The sequence below is a fragment of the Mucilaginibacter sp. genome (assembly GCF_965200995.1).
GTDB lineage: Bacteria > Bacteroidota > Bacteroidia > Sphingobacteriales > Sphingobacteriaceae > Mucilaginibacter.
Genome location: NZ_OZ241743.1, coordinates 2628043 through 2646806, shown reverse-complemented (window position 1 = coordinate 2646806; position 18764 = coordinate 2628043). Strand labels below are relative to the sequence as shown.

19 protein-coding genes, 1 tRNA gene and 1 riboswitch are annotated in these 18764 nt (G+C 42.7%); of the genes, 9 read left to right on the top strand and 11 right to left on the bottom strand.

What is annotated here, in order from left to right; translation table 11 throughout:
* Nucleotides 1-89: 89 nt before the first annotated feature.
* The 4 genes from ACY652_RS12360 to ACY652_RS12345 all read right to left on the bottom strand — a co-directional run bounded on the left by ACY652_RS12360 (nucleotide 90) and on the right by ACY652_RS12345 (nucleotide 3614).
* Nucleotides 90-1316 carry an IS256 family transposase gene (locus ACY652_RS12360; protein WP_462264682.1) on the bottom strand — a complete coding sequence of 409 codons (1227 nt, stop codon included), beginning with the start codon at nucleotides 1314-1316 and terminating at the stop codon, nucleotides 90-92.
* Between the two features lie 114 nt (nucleotides 1317-1430).
* On the bottom strand, nucleotides 1431-2117 hold the full coding sequence (locus ACY652_RS12355; RefSeq protein ID WP_462264681.1) for a hypothetical protein: 687 nt from the start codon (nucleotides 2115-2117) through the stop codon (nucleotides 1431-1433).
* A gap of 73 nt (nucleotides 2118-2190) precedes the next feature.
* The gene (locus ACY652_RS12350) at nucleotides 2191-2421 is read right to left on the bottom strand and encodes a hypothetical protein (RefSeq protein WP_462264680.1); all 231 of its coding nucleotides are present in this window, start codon (nucleotides 2419-2421) and stop codon (nucleotides 2191-2193) included.
* A 284-nt stretch (nucleotides 2422-2705) separates the two neighbouring features.
* Nucleotides 2706-3614 carry an IS982 family transposase gene (locus tag ACY652_RS12345; RefSeq protein WP_462264679.1) on the bottom strand — a complete coding sequence of 303 codons (909 nt, stop codon included), beginning with the start codon at nucleotides 3612-3614 and terminating at the stop codon, nucleotides 2706-2708.
* 198 nt (nucleotides 3615-3812) lie between these two features.
* On the opposite strand from ACY652_RS12345, the gene ACY652_RS12340 reads away from it, so the two are divergent.
* From ACY652_RS12340 to ACY652_RS12310, 7 genes are all read left to right on the top strand, one after another.
* Complete coding sequence (locus ACY652_RS12340) at nucleotides 3813-4391, top strand: RNA polymerase sigma factor (RefSeq protein WP_462264678.1); 579 nt, start codon at nucleotides 3813-3815, stop codon at nucleotides 4389-4391.
* 66 nt (nucleotides 4392-4457) lie between these two features.
* A complete protein-coding gene (locus ACY652_RS12335) occupies nucleotides 4458-5447 on the top strand; it encodes a FecR family protein (RefSeq protein ID WP_462264677.1) in 990 nt (329 codons plus the stop codon).
* An 11-nt stretch (nucleotides 5448-5458) separates the two neighbouring features.
* Nucleotides 5459-8776: a SusC/RagA family TonB-linked outer membrane protein gene (locus ACY652_RS12330; protein WP_462264676.1), complete on the top strand. Its 3318-nt coding sequence runs from the start codon at nucleotides 5459-5461 to the stop codon at nucleotides 8774-8776.
* Nucleotides 8777-8802: 26 nt separating this feature from the next.
* The gene (locus ACY652_RS12325) at nucleotides 8803-10416 is read left to right on the top strand and encodes a RagB/SusD family nutrient uptake outer membrane protein (RefSeq protein ID WP_462264675.1); all 1614 of its coding nucleotides are present in this window, start codon (nucleotides 8803-8805) and stop codon (nucleotides 10414-10416) included.
* A gap of 123 nt (nucleotides 10417-10539) precedes the next feature.
* Entirely contained in the window at nucleotides 10540-10821 is a 282-nt protein-coding gene (locus tag ACY652_RS12320) for a hypothetical protein (RefSeq protein WP_462264674.1), read from the top strand.
* Nucleotides 10794-10997, top strand: a complete 204-nt coding sequence (locus tag ACY652_RS12315) for a hypothetical protein (protein ID WP_462268257.1) — start codon at nucleotides 10794-10796, stop codon at nucleotides 10995-10997. Before ACY652_RS12320 ends, ACY652_RS12315 begins: the two co-directional genes overlap by 28 nt.
* A 274-nt stretch (nucleotides 10998-11271) precedes the next feature.
* On the top strand, nucleotides 11272-11640 hold the full coding sequence (locus ACY652_RS12310; protein WP_462264673.1) for a transposase: 369 nt from the start codon (nucleotides 11272-11274) through the stop codon (nucleotides 11638-11640).
* A gap of 537 nt (nucleotides 11641-12177) precedes the next feature.
* On the opposite strand, the gene ACY652_RS12305 is transcribed toward ACY652_RS12310, so the two are convergent.
* The 4 genes from ACY652_RS12305 to ACY652_RS12290 form a co-directional block, all read right to left on the bottom strand.
* The gene (locus tag ACY652_RS12305) at nucleotides 12178-12642 is read right to left on the bottom strand and encodes a hypothetical protein (protein WP_462264672.1); all 465 of its coding nucleotides are present in this window, start codon (nucleotides 12640-12642) and stop codon (nucleotides 12178-12180) included.
* A 104-nt stretch (nucleotides 12643-12746) separates the two neighbouring features.
* Nucleotides 12747-12962: a hypothetical protein gene (locus tag ACY652_RS12300; RefSeq protein WP_462264671.1), complete on the bottom strand. Its 216-nt coding sequence runs from the start codon at nucleotides 12960-12962 to the stop codon at nucleotides 12747-12749.
* 119 nt (nucleotides 12963-13081) lie between these two features.
* Entirely contained in the window at nucleotides 13082-13762 is a 681-nt protein-coding gene (locus tag ACY652_RS12295; protein WP_462264670.1) for a site-specific integrase, read from the bottom strand.
* Between the two features lie 253 nt (nucleotides 13763-14015).
* Nucleotides 14016-14087 (bottom strand) — tRNA-Glu (locus ACY652_RS12290).
* Nucleotides 14088-14317: 230 nt separating this feature from the next.
* On the opposite strand from ACY652_RS12290, the gene ACY652_RS12285 reads away from it, so the two are divergent.
* The gene (locus tag ACY652_RS12285) at nucleotides 14318-14746 is read left to right on the top strand and encodes a DUF1810 domain-containing protein (protein WP_462264669.1); all 429 of its coding nucleotides are present in this window, start codon (nucleotides 14318-14320) and stop codon (nucleotides 14744-14746) included.
* 1 nt (nucleotide 14747) lies between these two features.
* Here ACY652_RS12285 and ACY652_RS12280 read toward each other — a convergent pair whose 3' ends face one another.
* The 3 genes from ACY652_RS12280 to ACY652_RS12270 all read right to left on the bottom strand — a co-directional run bounded on the left by ACY652_RS12280 (nucleotide 14748) and on the right by ACY652_RS12270 (nucleotide 17784).
* A complete protein-coding gene (locus ACY652_RS12280; protein WP_462264668.1) occupies nucleotides 14748-15947 on the bottom strand; it encodes a voltage-gated chloride channel family protein in 1200 nt (399 codons plus the stop codon).
* Nucleotides 15948-16257: 310 nt separating this feature from the next.
* Nucleotides 16258-16330, bottom strand: a riboswitch (Fluoride riboswitch).
* Between the two features lie 193 nt (nucleotides 16331-16523).
* Nucleotides 16524-17543, bottom strand: a complete 1020-nt coding sequence (locus ACY652_RS12275) for an SDR family oxidoreductase (RefSeq protein ID WP_462264667.1) — start codon at nucleotides 17541-17543, stop codon at nucleotides 16524-16526.
* Nucleotide 17544: 1 nt separating this feature from the next.
* Complete coding sequence (locus ACY652_RS12270) at nucleotides 17545-17784, bottom strand: hypothetical protein (RefSeq protein WP_462264666.1); 240 nt, start codon at nucleotides 17782-17784, stop codon at nucleotides 17545-17547.
* A gap of 102 nt (nucleotides 17785-17886) precedes the next feature.
* Between ACY652_RS12270 and ACY652_RS12265 the strand changes: the two genes are divergently transcribed.
* The gene (locus ACY652_RS12265) at nucleotides 17887-18747 is read left to right on the top strand and encodes a fumarylacetoacetate hydrolase family protein (protein WP_462264665.1); all 861 of its coding nucleotides are present in this window, start codon (nucleotides 17887-17889) and stop codon (nucleotides 18745-18747) included.
* Nucleotides 18748-18764: the final 17 nt, after the last annotated feature.

Sequence of the window (18764 nt, the reverse complement as noted above, 5' to 3'; positions counted from 1 at the left end):
TTAAGTTTAATGTGGGCATCATTTGGGGTCTGTAAAATAAACTGTGTCACCCCCTGGCAGGCCCCATGGGGCCTGCCAGGGGGCGATTGCTACATCAAATCTAATATCATTCTTCCGGGAAACCAAATGGCCAGTTTCTGAGCGGTCATGGCCCAGTTTGAAAGCGGCATCGTCCATTTTTGTTTAATGTTGTTATGGGCCAGATAAATCAGTTTTAACAGGGCCATATCGGAGGTAAAGCCGCCTTTTGTTTTGGTGACCTTTCTGACCTGCCGGTGGAAGCCTTCGATGGTATTAGTGGTATAGATCAGTTTACGGACAGCTTCATCATACCGGAAATACGTGCTTAGCTTTGACCAGTTGTTACGCCATGATTCCAGTACCTTCCCATATTTATTACCCCACTTTTCTTCCAGCTGATCCAGGCGCAGCTCAGCCAGTTCCAGCGTTTCTGCCTGGTAAACCGGCTTCAGGTCTTTCATAAATACCTTCTGATCCTTAGAGGCTACATATTTCAGGCTGTTACGGATCTGGTGGACAATGCAGGTCTGGATCTCTGTTTGTGGGAAGACGGTATTAATGGCCTGCGGAAAACCGCTTAGGTTATCGATGCAGGCGATCAGGATGTCCTTTACCCCACGGTTCTGCAGGTCGGTCAGCACCGACAGCCAGAAGTTAGCCCCTTCGCTCTGAGAGACATACATGCCCAAAAGTTCTTTGTGGCCGTGACGGTCAATGCCCAGGATATTGTAAACGGCATGGGACACCATCCGGTGGTCTTCCTTAACCTTATAGTGCATGGCATCCAACCAAACGATCGTATAAAGCTCTTCCAGTGGCCTTGATTGCCACTCCTTTACTTCGGGGATGATCTTGTCGGTAATGGCAGATAAGGTGCTGTGGCTGATCTCCGTATCGTACATATCCCTGATGTGCCTGGAGATGTCACGCAGGCTCATCCCTAACCCATACATGCCGATGATCTTCGATTCCAGGCTTTCGGCAAGTATGGTTTCCCGCTTGCGGATCAGTTCAGGTTCAAAGCTGGAATTACGGTCACGGGGCGTATTGACAGATATTGTCCCATCAGACGTACGGACGTCTTTACTGGTCTTGCCATTCTTCCGGTTGCCGGAACTGCGCTCTGCTTGATCTAAATGGCTTTCCAGTTCAGCTTCCAAAGCTGCATCCAAAAAGCTTTTAAGCAAGGGCGCAAAAGCGCCATCCTTGCCATACAGTGACTTGCCCGAGCGGAGTTGCTCCAGGGCTTTCTTCTTCATTTGCTCGTACCCTAAGGGCGATTCTTCTTGTCTCATTATAAACTATGTTAAAGGTATTTATTTACGCTTTGACACAGTTTATTTTACAGCCTCTATAACAATAAAGCCCAGTTAGATACTGGGCTTTATTGTTATTTTGCAAAAAAACTATTAAGCATTGAAACTTTCATATGCTGGTTCAGCATCTAACAGACCATAACCAATATACTGTTTCAAAATAAACTCTGGCATCATAAGTGATTTAGCTATGTCACTCATTGTTAAAGCTCCTGTTTCTATTTGTGCGGTTAAATCTTTAATAACCTGTCGATGATTGATTGGAATCATTAATTCAGTAGCCAACAAAATTGAGTAAGTTTCATCATCAACATCATCATCTTCAAAAGCTTTATGAGAGACGAACATTCCTTTCTTACTAAAGGCATTTTCAATTGAATCAGTGTAATTATTATACTTATTGGTTTTGTAACCTTTGATATCGTAAAGATTAATATATACTGAACATAACTCTTTTAGTAGTGCAAATCGCTTCCAACAAGAATTTAAATTAGGGTTTAGTACAATATAGCAGGTTTTATCGTTTAAGTTTATGTAAAATCCATAGACATTGCCTTTAGCGTGATGGTCAAACTTTACAACCAAATCTTTAGGCTTGTCCAACTTCTGCATGTATTGTCTAACAAAGTTTGTGACAACTTCTACTTTATTCAGGAAAAGGTTTTGAGGTGCACTTGGATAAATAGTATTGACATTTGTATAAATATTATCATACCCAATTTTCTCTACAATATCTTTAGCAACCGTGCGTAATTCGTACATAAAACCTGATTGTGACATACTTACTTATAAAAAAAAAGTGCAAGTTTAAACTTGCACTCTCTTAAGAATGTATAAAGATACAAATATTTTTTTAAAATCCGCTTACATCTGAATAATGATAACCCTCACCTTGATTAACATGACCTCCATCTACAAATTTTTGAAGTCTGCTAATCATAGCCTGAGCATCACCAATACATTCATCGATACTGAACTCTGAATTAAGAGCCAGTAAAAACTTCACGTCAGTTGGTTTAAAAGACTCGGATAACTCCTCGAGTATATCTCTGCTTTGCTGTGCTGAAATAATTTTATCGTTCATGGCTATATTTTCGGTTTGCAAAATTAATTAAAAATTTTGTACTGTCAAATGTTAGGCCAATAAATTTTCATTCAGCATAATGCTGTTGAATTCAATGACTTAATACGTGAAAGGACAATTAAAACTATAAATAGTTTTGTTATTTCATAAAAGTAAATTAAAAACAATATTAGTCAAGGATTTTTTAAAAAAAATTTATCAACACCTTTGGCATGGTTTTTAAAAATCCTTTATTTATTGAGAATTTGACTGCATTTAATTGTAATGGTTTACGTGTAGTGCGATTAAAAAGCGAGTGCATATTTAAGCTGATTGATGGGTTTGTTGTTTTGCTTGTTGATAAATTGCAAACAGGTAACGGCCGTAATTTTATTTAGAATGCGCAGGGTTAACCCTGTTATAGATTTAGCATAATTTCTTTTGAGCATCAACTGATCGCACAACTGGGCAAAAAGCGTTTCGATACGTTTTCTTACTTTTTTGAATACCGGTTCAAAAGGCTTTTTACCGGCCTGGTTATGGCGCATAGGTGTTTTCAGTTCAATGTGAGCGGTGTTGAACAGATCCGCCTGATAAGACTTTGATAAGTATCCCTTATCACCAGCAAGGGTGCAGTTATTCATTCCTGAATACTTCAGATCATTAAGATAGTGAATGTCATGAACACTTGCCTTTGTCAGTTCCATAGCCTGAAAAACCCCGTTAGCGGAAGTAACCAGGTGAAGTTTATAGCCATAGTAATAAGCCTTGTTGACCGCTGAATAACCTTTGTCCGGCGCAGTCCCGAAGTTCTCTTTGCAGATCTTTGACGCCTTTTCGCGGGCCATCTTGCAGACGGGAACAGGAATGGAATCTACAATAAAGATGTTTTCCCCTTCGCTTAACTTAGCCGCAAGCAACCGGTTAAGCTGCTGCAGATAAGGGCCAAGCACTCTCTTTCTGCGGTTATAATTGCAGCGGTGAATGAGATTGGGAAAGTCAGCGGGATAATCATGCCTGAGTTTGCCAAAGAGATAACTTTCCGAATCTATCCCGATAGATTCTGCTGCCAGCGTTAAAGCCAGTATCTCACAATCAGATTGCTTGGGTTTGCGGGGATAAAACCTAAAGTTACCCTCACTATTGATACGGGATTCAAAAACAGATTTGGTGATGTCTAAAAATAAACGGAAATTGGTTGAAAGGTTGTGCATGAGGAAATATTTGATTGGCGTTAAATATTCCTTAATATACTGTTTATCAGTTATATGCACAACCTTCCCTGGTTTTTAACCCTTTTTTTTAATCGCACTACACGTGTTTAAATTAGTATAATGGTAAATTAATATTGTTATTTGTAGTGTAAATCAAAACCTGTAACAGCATTACACCAATTATCGTATTTAACTAATATGCCACAGCAGGCTTGTGAAATACAGTTACTAAACCAGTTGAAAGGCGGCTGTACCGCGGCTTTTGATGAGATCTACTGTCGTTATAGTAAGCCGTTGTATATATATCTTCTGCAAAAACTGAAAAATCCTGAAGTTTGCAATGATATACTTCAGGATCTTTTTATCAATTTATGGGAAAAGAAATCTACTTTAAATATACAAACTTCCTTAAAGGCTTATCTGTACCAATCTGCCCGGTTTAAAATAATTGATATTTACCGCAATCATACCCACTTTAAAGCGTATGCTGAAGATTTGGGGAAATATATTGAGCATCATTATCCTGATGCATTAGATAAATTGCATTATCAACAGCAGCTGCGCGAAGTTATTGCAGGTATTCACCAGTTGCCGCTGAAGATGAAAGAAGTATTTATAGCCAGCCGTTTTGAATACCTTACCATTAACCAGATTTCTGTAAAACTAAAAATATCTCCGCAAACAGTAAAAAATCAACTCTCAAAAGCCTTACACATTCTCCGGCTTCACCACTATTATTCATGGATAGTACTTATAGGTTATCTGATTTTTCGCTAAAAGCTATAAAATTTTATAGTACTCTTTTCATTGCTGCCCGACATTAGGAACATAAACCTATAATAGTTGAGTAATTCAATATTGGCGCTATTACGCCGTTACCAGCGAGGTATCTGTACCGAGCAGGAGCGATTGATTGTTGAACAGTGGCTGGAACAGCATGCTACGGACGAACTGCCGGTTAGCAATGACGTTATTGATGAGTATCTGCGGCTCAATAAATTAATGACAGACCGGCGCCTGCAGAAAAAGCGGGCTGTGAGCCAAATCAGATGGACGCAGGCGGCAGCAATAGCAGTGCTTGCTTTAGGAGTAGTAGTACTACTTTATTTAAAGCAAATTAAGATTAATGAAAGGCAAACAGCCGTATACAGCCCTAATAATATAACAAAACAGCTTAAAAACGGCTGGTGGTATATTAATACGCCCAAAGGAAAATCAGCTATATATACACTTTCTGATGGTAGTGCTATTATACTGAATGCTGGTTCGAGCATTCGTTTTCCTGAAAAATTTGCCTTCAACAAGCGCCCGGTTTATTTAGACGAAGGTGAAGCGCTGTTCAAGGTGGCTAAAGACAAGTTGCGGCCGTTTACTGTATATACGCCTGGTTTTTCTACTACCGCATTAGGGACTGAGTTTAACATCCGTGCCTATACAAGAGAGCACACAATAGCTGTTGCATTGCTGCACGGCAAAGTGCTGGTGAGGGACATACGTAAAACAACAGCACCTAAGTTGCACATATTGCTGCCGCACCAGCAGTTGGTGGTACCATCATTGAATGGGCAAGTTATTCAATCTGCCTTTAACAATGAAAAGGAGATTACCGGCTGGCAGCATGGGCAGCTCAGTTTTAAAGATGCAACTGCCGCTGAAATAATCAACAGTATAGAAAATAAATTTAATGTGACTATTATTAACAAGAGCCAAAAAGAAAATTGGAGTTATACAGGAACTTTTAATAAGGAAGCTTTGCCCGATATACTTAAAACCATCAGTTTAACCGAAGGAATAAATTACACTATTCATAATCAAACCGTTACTTTTTATTAATGCCTCAGCTTATGAAATTAAACTTACGTCAATTACGAACCCTGTGTCTAACGTTGATATTTGTGCTGCCTGCATGGCTCAAAGCGCAATCGAATGGCTTGCCTGCCAGTTCACGTATCAGCGAAATGCTTACGCTGCATGTTAAAGACGAATCATTACAAAATGTACTCGTTTCTATAAGCGCCCAGGCAAAATTACAACTGCATTATGACAGAGAAAACCTTACCGATCAGCAGCGTATAACTTTAGATGCCGATAAAGAACCTGTAAACAAGGTGCTGAATGAACTAAGCGACCAGACAGGCCTGCAGTTTACATTAATGCACAACAACCTGATTGTGTCAACCAAAACTTCGGTTAATATGCAAACCGGCGTACGAGGTGTGGTAAAAGATACTACTGGGTTGGCCTTACCTGGTGTAAGTGTGGTAGTGAAAGGAACTGCTACAGGAACGCAAACCAACGTTCAGGGCGAATATACTTTAAACGCAAAAGCAGGTGATGTACTGGTGTTTTCCTTTATTGGCTATCGCAGCCAGGAGGTTACTGTAAATGAGCAGCGTATTATAAATATTGTTCTTCATGAAAACGCGCAGAGCTTAAGAGAAGTAGTAGTTACCGCATTGGGTATTCGCCGGGAATCGCGTTCTTTAACTTACGGAGTGCAAACTATTAATGGTAATGAATTAAGCAAAGTGCCTGATGCCAGTTTGGTAAACAGCCTGTCTGGCAAAGTGGCGGGTGCGCAAATTACCCGCAGCTCGTCAGGTGTGGGTGGCTCAACTAAAGTAGTATTACGGGGTAATAAATCAATTAACGGCGATAATAATGCATTATACGTAATTGATGGTATACCCATGCCGCGCAATAACAGCGCCCAGATCAGCGGTATTTTTGGCGGTCAGGACAGAGGCGATGCCATAGAAAACTTAAATCCTGATGATGTGGAAAGCATAACTGTGCTTCCGGGCTCTTCTTCGGCGGCATTATACGGTAGCCAGGGCGCTAACGGTGTTATCTTAATTACCACTAAGAAAGGTTTGGCGGGTAAAACCACTATCAGTGTGAATTCAAATACAACATTTGATACACCGTTTATGTTGCCCAAGCTGCAAACCACCTACGGGCAAACTACTGTTGATGAGAACGGCCAGCCGGTTACTAATTCTCCTTTTAGCTGGGGGGATAAAACTACCGCATCAAGCTATAATCCCCGGTCTTTTTTTAAAACCGGAAAAACTTTTATTAATGGTGTATCATTACAAACAGGTACTGCCGGTAACCAAAGTTACTTCTCTTTTGAAAGCACCAATTCGACTGGCATCTTACCTAATAATAAATTAGATAAATACAATTTTACGGCGCGTAATACCAGCCAGTTTTTCAAGGATAAGCTGACCTTCGATGTGTCGGCAAACTACATTACGCAAAACGTATACAACCGCCCTTATCAGGGGTTTTATTACAACGCTTTAGTGCCGCTTTATATTTTTCCGCGTGGTGTTGACTTTACCCCATACAAGAACAATTATGAGATTTTTGACCCGGTGCGTCAGCTCAATACGCAAAACTGGCCCTATAGTATTAATGATATCGCCACGCAAAACCCGTACTGGATTGCCAACCGCAATACCAATCAGGATCGTTTAAGCCGCTTTTTAGGCACAGTGAGCTTGAAATATAATATTACTAACTGGCTGAATGTACAGGCGCGTTTAAAGATTGATAATACCAGTGATATATACGAAGCACAACGCTATGCAACTACAACCACTACGTTGGTAGGGGCAAAAGGCGGTTATCAGTATAACCCAACCCGTAGCAATCAAACCTATGCAGATTTCATTGCCAACATTAATAAAAAGCTGTCGAACAAGTTTACCTTAACTGCCAACTTGGGGGTCAGTATTCAGGACAACTTGGCAACAGGTTCCAATACTGATGGTAACCTGTTAAATTTTGCCAATGTATTTTCTATATCTAACATTGATTACACCTTAGTGTATCCTACTCAATATTCAAATCGCCGGCAAATACAGTCAATTTTTGGTACCGCTACATTAGGATATAATGATATGCTGTATTTAGATGTAACCGGACGTAATGACTGGGATTCAAGCTTAGCTTTTACTTCAAAGAACAACTTTTTCTATCCGGCAATTGGCTTAAACGCAGTATTGAGTAAAATTTTCAAGTTACCCGAGCCTGTTACTTTTGCTAAAATACGTGCCAACTTAACCAATGTGGGTAATGGTACTGGTATAGCTTATGCTACTAACCCAACATATCCAATCGTAAACGGATCAGTAAATGCCATTGGCGCTGCCCCGTTTGCTGCATTAAAGCCTGAAAAAACGCGTTCTTATGAAATTGGTTTAGATGCAAGGTTCTTTAATGATAACCTGAGTTTGAATATCAACGTTTATAAGTCTTATACGCGTAACCAGATCTATCCTATCACAGTAAGTCCGTCTACCGGTTATAGTACCTATTACTTTAATGGTGGCAACTTAATGAACAAGGGTATTGACGGCACCATTGGATATAATGCAAAATTCGGTGCATTTACATGGAGACCGAGTGTTAACTTCTCAATTAACAGAAACCGAATTTTAGATGTGTTAGAGTACCAGGACCCTTATACCGGTGCCCAAACTTCACTTGACTATGTAAATCTTTCAACAGACGTATTTAACCTGCGTGTACAAAAAGGCGGATCATACGGTGATATGTATGCCCAAGCCGCTAAAAAAGATGCCAATGGCAATTATGTAGTAGATGCTAACGGCATACCTGTTAAATCGTCAGACTATACTAAAATCGGAAACTATAATCCTCGTTTTAGCGCAGGTTTTCAAAATGAATTTAATTACAAAAGTTTCAGGTTAAGTTTCCTGGTGGATGGCCGCTTTGGTGGTCAGGTAGTTTCTTTAACGCAAGCTGTACTTGATCAATACGGGGTATCAGCAGCTTCCGGTAAGGCGCGCGATAATGGTGGCGTTAGTATAAATGGTAAAAAGGTTGATTCTCAATTATACTATACCACCACAGGCGGACGTAATGCTATAGTATCAGAATATGTATATAGCGCCACTAATATTCGCCTCCGCGAACTGGTGTTTGGCTATACCTTAACAGGCGCTTATTTAAATAATAAAATTAAAAACGTAGGGCTATCAGTTATTGCCCGCAACTTATGGATGATCAAGAACAATGCACCTTTTGACCCGGATGTTACCTTGTCAACTGCTAACGGCTTACAGGGTTTGGATGCTTTCAATCTGCCAAGTCTCAGAAGCATTGGTTTTAAAATAAGTGCACAATTTTAATAACTGTAGTTAATATTCAAATAACCATGAAGACAATATTCAAACATATAAAATTATCCACCGTAGTGCTTGCTGCCGGTTTGGGTGCTGTAATTTCGCAATCTGCCTGCACCAAAAAATTTGATGAGTACAATACCAACCGTTACAATGCTACCGATTCATTACTGAAAATTGACGGTGAAGGCTTAGGAACTTTTATTGTGCCTATGCAATTGGCTATATTCAGCACTACCAATTATTTGTACCAGCTGCAGCAAAACCTGAACGCGGATATCTATTCAGGTTACATGATGTCGGGCGATCCGTTTAATGGGGGCGTAAACAATACTAATTATGGTTTAGTACAAGATTGGAATACAGCTCCTTTTAACATTGGTTTTCAAAGTGTAATGGCTAACTGGTTACAAGTTAGTAAAAGGGCTTCCACTTCTAATCCCGACTTTTTGGCCATAGCCAATATTTTGAAGGTAGAGGGCATGCATCGTGTAACTGATGTGTATGGCCCTATGCCGTATAGTCAATTTGGAAATGGCGGCTTTTCTACTCCTTACGATAGCCAGGAAGCCATCTACAATCAATTCTTTACTGAACTTGATTTTTCAATTAAAACTTTGAGTGCCTACATTGCAGCGCATCCAAACGCCACACCTTTAAAACCATATGATTTAATTTACAATGGAGATTACAAGCAGTGGCTGAAATTTGCAAACTCCTTAAAGCTGCGTTTAGCCCTGCGTATTTCGATGGTAAACCCATCCTTGGCAAAAACCAAAGCTGAAGAAGCGGTAAATGATCCTAACGGTTTAATAGCCAGTAATGCAGATAATGCTTTTGTAAAGGCAGCTAACGGTGTAACATTTAAAAACTCGCTGTGGTCAATCACTTATGAATATTTTGACATCGAAATGGGTGCACCGATGGAGTGCTACTTGAAAGGGTATACTGACCCGCGAATCTCAGCTTACTTTGTACCTAACAGCGACGGGCAGTATCGTGGTATCCGTAATGGGGTGCCTATTACTTCTGCCCAGCAATATTCAAAAGCCAGTTTGCTTAGCTTCCCCTCTGGTTCTTCCTCGCCAATACAGTTAATGGCAGCTTCGGAGATTTCTTTTATACGCGCTGAAGGCGCATTACGCGGCTGGAATATGGGTGGCGGAACGGCTTCTTCTTTCTACAGTCAGGGTGTTATTCAGTCTTTTGATAAAAGCGGCGTTGCATTGGGTAATTATTTAGACAACAGCACCGGTACAGAAGCCCCCTATGTAGATTTGGTGAGCGCCAACAATAATGTACCCGCAGGTTCACCTTATTTAAGCAAGATTACTGTTAAATGGGATGAGGGGGCCACCTATCAGCAAAAACTGGAGCGTATTATTACGCAGAAGTGGCTGGCTTTATGGCCTGACGGAGAAGAGGCCTGGGCAGAGTTTAGAAGAACAAACTATCCGGTGCTGATGCCAGTAGTGGTAAATAACAGCCAGGGTACCATCAGTACCACAGGTTTTATCCGCCGCTTACCTTTCTCTCAGGACGAGTATAACAATAACAAAGCCGAGGTTACTAAAGCGGCAAGTCTGTTAAGCGGCCCTGATAATGGCGGCACCCGCTTATGGTGGGATGTAGTTAACAAAAATTAATTATGCATCTGTCAAAAGGCAAAGCTATTCAGCTTTGCCTTTTGTGTGTTTACTGGTAGCTATAAATTATAAACGCTTTTCACACAAGGTGGCAAGTATATTACCTGCCCTGCTTTTCAGGTTATGATTATAAATATTTTTAAGAAAAAGCTTTCAGGCCTGCTGCTGATTACAGCACTTGCAACATCGGCTCAGGCACATGGAAATTTGGCTGCCAAGGATTCTTTGGTAAATTATGTTGATCCGTTCATCGGAACGGGGTATCACGGGCACGTGTTTCTGGGGGCTAATGTTCCTTTGAGTGCGGTGCAGTTGGGCCGCAAAATGCAGAGAACGGCTGGGACTGATGAAGCGGCTATCATTATTCGAGTAATAATATCATTGGGTTTTCGCATACGCACCTGAGTGGTAGGGGCGGCTCCGATTTAGGCGATATCCTGGTAATGCCTGCTACGGGCGCTGTTCTGCAGGCAAAGGGCAATAAAGAAGATATGAATAGGGGTTACCTTTCCGGCTTTTCGCATAAGAATGAAGTATGCAAGCCAACATACTATCAGGTGTTATTACAAGCCATCTCATAAATGGAAGAATGACTTCATGAGGATCATAGAGCAGGCAAGGAGTATAAAGGCTTTGAAGTTTTCATCATGATACTCATAACGTACCACCGTTCGGCGATAGTTAAACACCCAAGGGGTCTGTAAAATAAATTGTGTCACCCTGTAACCCTCCCTTAGATCGGACTGTTGTTTTATAGACTAAGAGCCTGTTTAAATTTAGAGGGAATAAATACTAAGGGCACCCAACGCTCGGTTAAAGTTACATTTTAATTGTTGTGACCAAACTTCAAGAAAGATGTACTCCACCGATGTGTCAGATGCCCAGTGGCAATTTATAAAGAAAACCTTAATGTTAGCTGAAAAAAAGCGAAAACACAGCTTGCGCAAGGTATGGAACGCCATGCTGTACTTAGTCAGGACAGGGTGCCAGTGGCGGATGCTGCTTAAGGATTTCCCCAAATGGCAGCTGGTCTACTATTACTACAGTAAATGGGCCGTGCTGGAATCGTTCGACCTGTTACTGTCCAAACTCAGGGAAAAAGCACGGTTAAAGATGAAGCAGAACCCTGAGCCCACTTTAGGTATTATGGACAGCCAGAGCGTAAAATGGGGTAACAACCGGGCACTGAACGGCTATGACGGCAACAAAAATTGGATTCTATAACACTATATCGTTAACCAAGCACAGCCTGAGTTTGTATGGTCAACCCAAGCTGTAGCACTGTTACAAAGTAAACGTATAAGGCACAGAAAAGGTTGCTGCGGCCGGTGGCTGCATTCCATCACGCGCTGCCGCGCTACATTCCATTCCGCCACCCGCCCCACTCCCCCGCGCTGGCAGGAGTGAAACTCGTGCCTCGTAACACACCTGCTTCTTGCCCCCGCTCTTTCTAAAGCCAAATAATAGCCATTGCACCGCTGACACAAAGTTAGCACCGCAGCAAAGCGTCAAGGGTATATAAATGAGCGGTTTTATTATTCCTTTTTTAGCGGATGCTCACCCTTGACGCTTTGGTGCTGATGCGGTTGTTTAAGCAGGCAATGACTAACTATGTGCAAATTGAATATTCAATTACAAATGCCATCCGTATTACTACGCACAGGGCTTGATAAAACATCTTCCCACAAAACGGCCGTGGCTGTTTGTTAATACCACAGAACTCTCGCTTAACAGGATCAATGCCCTACTATGAGTATCCAGTTACACCAGCGAAAACCTGTCCTTACGTCCCTCCTTTACCGCTGTCAACTGCCCATGTTTTTTCAGCGTTGACAGTACACCTGACAATTGCAGCGTTACCTTCGCTTTGTCCAGTTCGGGTTGCAACTCAACGATTTTTGCAGCGATGTCCTCACCAAAGCCTGACCCAATCTGACTTAAAGCGTAAGCAATCTTACCGTTTAACGTAAGTTTGGGCCCATATTCAGCAGGTACCTGTAGTGGCTTTAAAGCTTTGGCAGGTTGGTCAGCTTTCGCTTTTGCAAGTTTACCTTTGGCCACATCAAAATCACTTGCCGCTGCACCGGCTTCATATTTTACTTTAGCTGATGGTGCATCACTGCTAAAAGCACTTAGTACCTGTTCAATACGTTTTGCTTCCTGCTGATGGAACTTTATTTTCTCTTTTAGGTGAGCGATGATGTCCTTTTCGGTTACGGTGGCCATAGATTATAGTTTGAATAGCCAAACTTAATTAATTCTATGTATTCTGCGAACACAGACTTTAAGAAGATACGGCTGAGGCGTTCGCTGCTTTGCTGCCTTCCTTGCTACCGGTGCTGCCTGAGATAGTCCTCAAACAACTGTTCGCGCCGCCGCCGGTGTTCTTCCTCTTTGAACCGCTGGTTCCAGCAATATAAGAACCGGGCCCATATGCCAAAGGCGATGGCAAAATTGATGAGGTGATTACCCTTAGTGACTAAGGCGGAGAACAGTGCGCCGGTAGAAATGAAAGTGGTCAGTAGGAAATAGATGAACGTTTTCATGTGTTGGTGTGCTAAGAATTGAAATCAAATCTGGCTGGTGTCTTTCGTTAGAGGCAAGTACGTTAGGAGACAGGAGCAGCAAGCCGGTAACGGCTTACTACTGAGCTGACATTCTTGCCTTAAACAGGCATAGCCGGGTACTTTTCCTTCAGCCGGGCCATATCCTGGCTCACCTTGGTATCCAGTATCTTGGCATAGTGCTGGGTGGTCTTCAGGTTGGTATGCCCCAGCATCTTGCTGACGCTTTCAATGGGTACGCCGTTGGACAGCGTAACCGTCGTGGCAAACGTATGACGTGCCAGGTGAAAGGTCAGCACTTTGTGGATGCCGCACAGGTCGGCAATCTCCTTTAAGTAAGCATTCATCTTCTGGTTGCTTAGCACCGGCAGCAACAGGCCCGTGTTCTCACATTGCGGGTGATCTTGGTATCTGCTTAAGATATGCTGTGCGGCTGGCAGTAACGGCACCTCCATCAGCAGGCACTGCTTTTCAGCCTTACCACCGAACGCATTGCGCAGGTTTTCGGCGGTGATCGCCTTCCCTAAGCTAATAAGCGACTGGTGGGCTTGCTGTACTTTAGCCAGCAGCGTATCGAGGTAGGCGTTGAGCGTTTTGGTGTTTTCCTTGCTGCCGCTACCCCGGCCTGTTTTGCTGTTCCAGCGGGCAGGGTCGATCTCCCGCCCGGCGGCGGTTTCGGCACGTTTGCCTGCTACGGTAAGGCGCAGGTAGATGGGCACAGGGCCACTGGTGTAGTGCTTTGGTTTTTTCAGGTAGAACAGTAAGCTGTAATTCGTTTTCATCTTTGCAAGCCGTTAAAGGGTAAAACAAAAGTAAGCTTGCAATCAAAGCGCATCAAGATGTTCAGCTGGTGAGCAGGCTGATAGTCAGCACACTAATGCGAATCCGGTGAGTAGTTCTATTCCCCTTTTCGACTCCCCGAATCACGCACCTAAATGATGCGGAATGGTGTGGAATATGGGAGTCCAGTGGAAAGACAAAAGCCTGCAAATGTTTGATTTGCAGGCTTTTGTCGCAGTTTGATATTGATTCTTGTAGCCCGTAGGGGAATCGAACCCCTGTTTCTAGAATGAAAATCTAACGTCCTAACCCCTAGACGAACGGGCCTGATAAAATTTAAGCTATTATTACAATAGCTATTCTGATTTGGTGTGCAAATATAAAAACTATAATGCATAGTCCAAAAGTGAAAAAAATATTTATTGTAAGAATAAAAACATAAACCTTTCGGCAACACTGCTGATCGTTTCAGGTATGGCTTTATGTAATTAGCCAAACCACAATTAACCTTTAAGGTTATTAACTAACGTGCATAAATTCATATCCGGTTTCTTTATATGGAAAATAACAGTTCACTAAAGCGTTTTATTGATGCGCAGCAATCCGAATACGCAACTGCGCTGTCAGAAATAGAAAATGGTCGCAAGCGTAGCCATTGGATGTGGTATATATTTCCGCAAATACAGGGACTTGGCTTCAGTTCAACCTCTAAATATTATGCCATCGAAAATCGTCGTGAGGCAGAAGCCTATTTGAACCATACAATTTTAGGTGAGCGGCTGATCGAGATAAGCAATGCCCTGCTTAAGTTGCCAAGTAATAATCCCCATCAGATTTTTGGTAGTCCGGATGATATAAAACTGAAGTCCTGCATGACTTTGTTTAGCTCATTGCCTGCTACCAACGCAGTATTTCAAATGGTCCTTAACAAGTTTTTTGGTGGCAGCCCGGATCAGCAAACCTTACGGATACTTGGCAGAAAGTAATTTAGTGATCTTTTCGATTATAACTGCCATCTGCTTCCGGTTCAAACTTTGCCGCCGCTATACGCTGTGCACTATAAATACCGGTGGAACCGCTGCAATAATACGCTACAAAGCAGGCAATGGCATACAGCAGCACATGTTCGCCGCCAAATAGTTCAACGCCCATCAGTGTACAAGCCACAGGAGTATTGGTTGCACCTGCAAATACAGCAATAAAGCCCAAGCCGGCAAACAGACTTACCGGCGCGTTAAACAATACAGATAAGGTGTTGCCTAATGTAGCGCCAATATAAAACAACGGCGTTACCTCGCCCCCCTTAAATCCACTACCTAAGGTAAGTGCGGTATATACCGTTTTCCACAACCAGCTCCATGTATCTGCACCGCCGCCATGAAAAGCTGAAGCTATAGTTACCGCATTTGGATATTCAGGAGTTACACCTAAACTTAAATAATCGGGCTTACCAATTAATAGCGTAAGTAATATAATCCCTGCGCCACCAGCAACCGGAATCAGCCAGCGGCTGGTGAATATTTTCAAGAATGAATTTTTAATCCAATGCGTTAATTTAGCAAACAGGCCGCTTACCCCGCCATATGCTACTGAAGCCACAATAACTTTTAACAGCAGCAGCACATCAAAAGGCAGATAGGCCGATAAAAAATATGGTGTGTTAGCCAATGCATTAATATGATAAGCAGTATGATGTACTCCCCATACAGATACCGTATAATCGCCGATTATGGCAGCAGCAAGGCAAGGCAACACAGCATTATATTGTATCCTGCCAATATAAAGTACTTCCATAGCGAATACAGCGCCGGTTAAAGGGGTGCCAAATACTGCTGCAAAGCCTGCTGCCATACCGGCAGTAAGCATCATAACCATATCAGGCTTGTTTAGCTTAAAATACTTACCAAATAATGCAGCCATACTACCGCCTATCTGCACCGCAGTCCCTTCTCGCCCGGCCGAGCCGCCAAACAAATGTGTGGCTACCGTGGCGATAAACACGACCGGCCCCATACGGCGCGGAACGCCCCCGCCCGGCTGGTGTATTTCATCCATGATAAGATTATTTCCTTTTTCGGCAGATTTACCCGCAGCCTGGTACAGCAAGTGAATACCCACGCCTGCCAATGGTAACAAGTACAACAGCCAGGTGTGCTGAAACCTGAAATTGATAGCCCGGTTAAGCATAGTTAAAAATAGCGCTACCACACTGCCTATAACCACAGCAACTGGGAAAACCAACAATATCCGCCTGATTTGATATCCAAAAGAACGATAACCTGCAGCAAGTATGTTTAATATAACCATAGGTACAACATAACAAAATATAAAGGAGCGAAAGAAAATTTTAACCGATGCAGTAACATGCTGACAGCTATAACTAAACCAATAGAAAAGCGCGACCTGGTATACGGGCGAATGAACGGGTGGTTAAGAGAAAGAAAGCTGTTATACATCACCTGCAAATTATACAGTACTACACTGGTAGTACTGCCATCTGTATGCAGGCGCCATCAGCAAAATGCGGTTTGTTTTAATTAAACAGGAAGGACACCATTTCCTCGCTGCAAAAATAGCAGGTTAAACTCAGTAATACAATTAACAGTAAGATAAAGTTAGGTTTCTCTTACTGTTATTAATCATTCCTGCCTGATTGACTTCCGTTGATTTCTGCTGCCTGTTTGTAAAGTTAAGGGTGCTGAATAACTAACTTCTTAATACCAGTTTTCTATATTAACGGATAATTAGCAAAAGTTTCAAAACTTATAATTTCAGGCGTTTTTTACTTTTGGGTATTAGGGTATTGATGCCTACGGCTACTAATGCTAATGCGCCTGTAAAGGCAACACGTTGGGCGGCTGTCCAAAATCCGGCAGGCATTGCCCATTCGGTACCCTTAAATCCACCATGTGCACCACTATCGCCGGGCAAAGGTTCATACAAATTGTTGGGATGATTGGCTTCCTGCGGTTCTGGTGTCTGTTGCCCGTTATAAGCAGTTTTTCCTAAAAACCAGTCTAAAAACCAAGGCAAAAATTTATTACCCAAAATAGTTTGCGGGGTAGGATAGCCTACAAAAGCTTCCCGCTTTGGATGTAAGGCTAAGTTAACAATGGCACGTGCAGCCACTTCCGGCTGGTAAACGGCACCCATAGGTTTGGGCTTGTTGGGCAAATAGCTTTTTACAAAGCCGAATTGGGTAGTGTTCATACCCGGCAGCTGTACCATACTCAATTTTACATTACTCTTCTGGTGCACCAGTTCGGCCTTTAATGATTCAAAAAAACCATGTATGGCATGCTTTGAACCGCAATAAGCGGATTGCAGCGGTATACCGCGATAAGCCAGTGCAGAGCCTACCAGGATGATATGCCCTTTATTTTTAGGAAGCATATGTTGCAGGGCAGCCTGTGTGCCATACACCTGGCCAAGATAGGTAACCTCGGTAACCTGCCGAAAGTCCTTCATCTCCATATCCTTAAACTCCCCAAACACACTGATCATGGCATTATTTATCCACACATCAATGCTGCCAAAATCCCGGATTACAGATTGGGTGGTTGCTTCTACTGCTTCGGGGCTGGCAACATCGGTAATGTAATATTTACCTTTGCCGCCAAGTGCATCTACCTCTTTAACGGCAACAGACAAGCCCGCTTCTCCCCGGGCCAGCAATGCTACAGTGGCGCCATGCTTGGCAAATTCGCGTACTATGGCACGGCCTAATCCGGCAGAAGCACCGGTAACCACTACTACTTTATCTTTAAAATCTTGCTTTATCATACTATAAATTTGGCTGCTGACTATAATAATCTTCGATAGCCTGACCAATGAGATTGATTGTTTCCTGCGGCAAATTGCCTTGTACCTGGCTCCAGGAGTTATCACCGTTATTAATAAGTGATATATTTTCGCCGTTCAAGGCCGTATCAAAAGTTTCCTGCTCATGCAGGATGGTTAGTAAATCTTCCTCACGCTGACCGGGCAAAGTAACCAATACCCGAAAAGTTATGTGTTCTGCCATTGTAGAGGAACGGTTGAACTTTAAATTTTGTTCTGGATATATCCTGATTACAGCGTTTTTGAACCGTGTAATTTATTATTTTGTACTCATTAGATTTACAGTATGAAACTTATACGCTACGGCGCCTCTGGCCAGGAAAAAACAGGTATCATCATTGATGATAATTATTATGATACCTCAGCCTTTGGCGAAGATTATAATGAGCACTTCTTTGAAACTAACGGCTTAAAGCGACTGGCCGAATTTGTGCAGACCTATAGCGATGCTTTACCCGTAATCAGCAAAAATGTGCGGTTGGGCAGCCCGGTAGCCCGCCCCTCGAAAATTGTGTGTGTCGGACTGAACTATAAAGACCATGCAGCAGAAACCGGCGCTTCCCTGCCCTCCGAGCCTATCTTGTTCCTTAAAGCCACCACGGCGCTTTGCGGACCCAATGATGATATCATCATTCCTAAAGATTCAGAGAAAACCGACTGGGAAGCAGAACTGGCAATTGTTATCGGGCAAAGAGCCGCTTATGTAGAAGAAGGTGAAGCCTTAAATTATGTGGCCGGTTATTGCCTGATGAATGATGTATCGGAACGGGCTTTTCAGTTGGAGCGAAACGGTACCTGGGATAAGGGAAAAGGCTGTGATACCTTTGCCCCCACCGGCCCTATTATGGCAACTAAAGATGAAATAGCTGATGTGCACAATTTGAAACTATGGCTCAAGGTAAACGAACAACTGATGCAGAACGGCAGCACCGCCAACCTGATTTTTAATGTGCCTTACCTGGTTTCCTATATCAGCCGGTTTATGACCTTGCTGCCAGGCGATATTATTTCTACCGGCACCCCGGCGGGCGTGGGCTTAGGGATGAAGCCTCCGGTTTACCTGCAACCCGGCGATGCAATAGAATTGGGTGCTGATGGTTTGGGTGTTGCCCGGCAACAGGTGAAAGCTTATATCCCGCAAGCATAAAAGCCGGAAGAAAATGG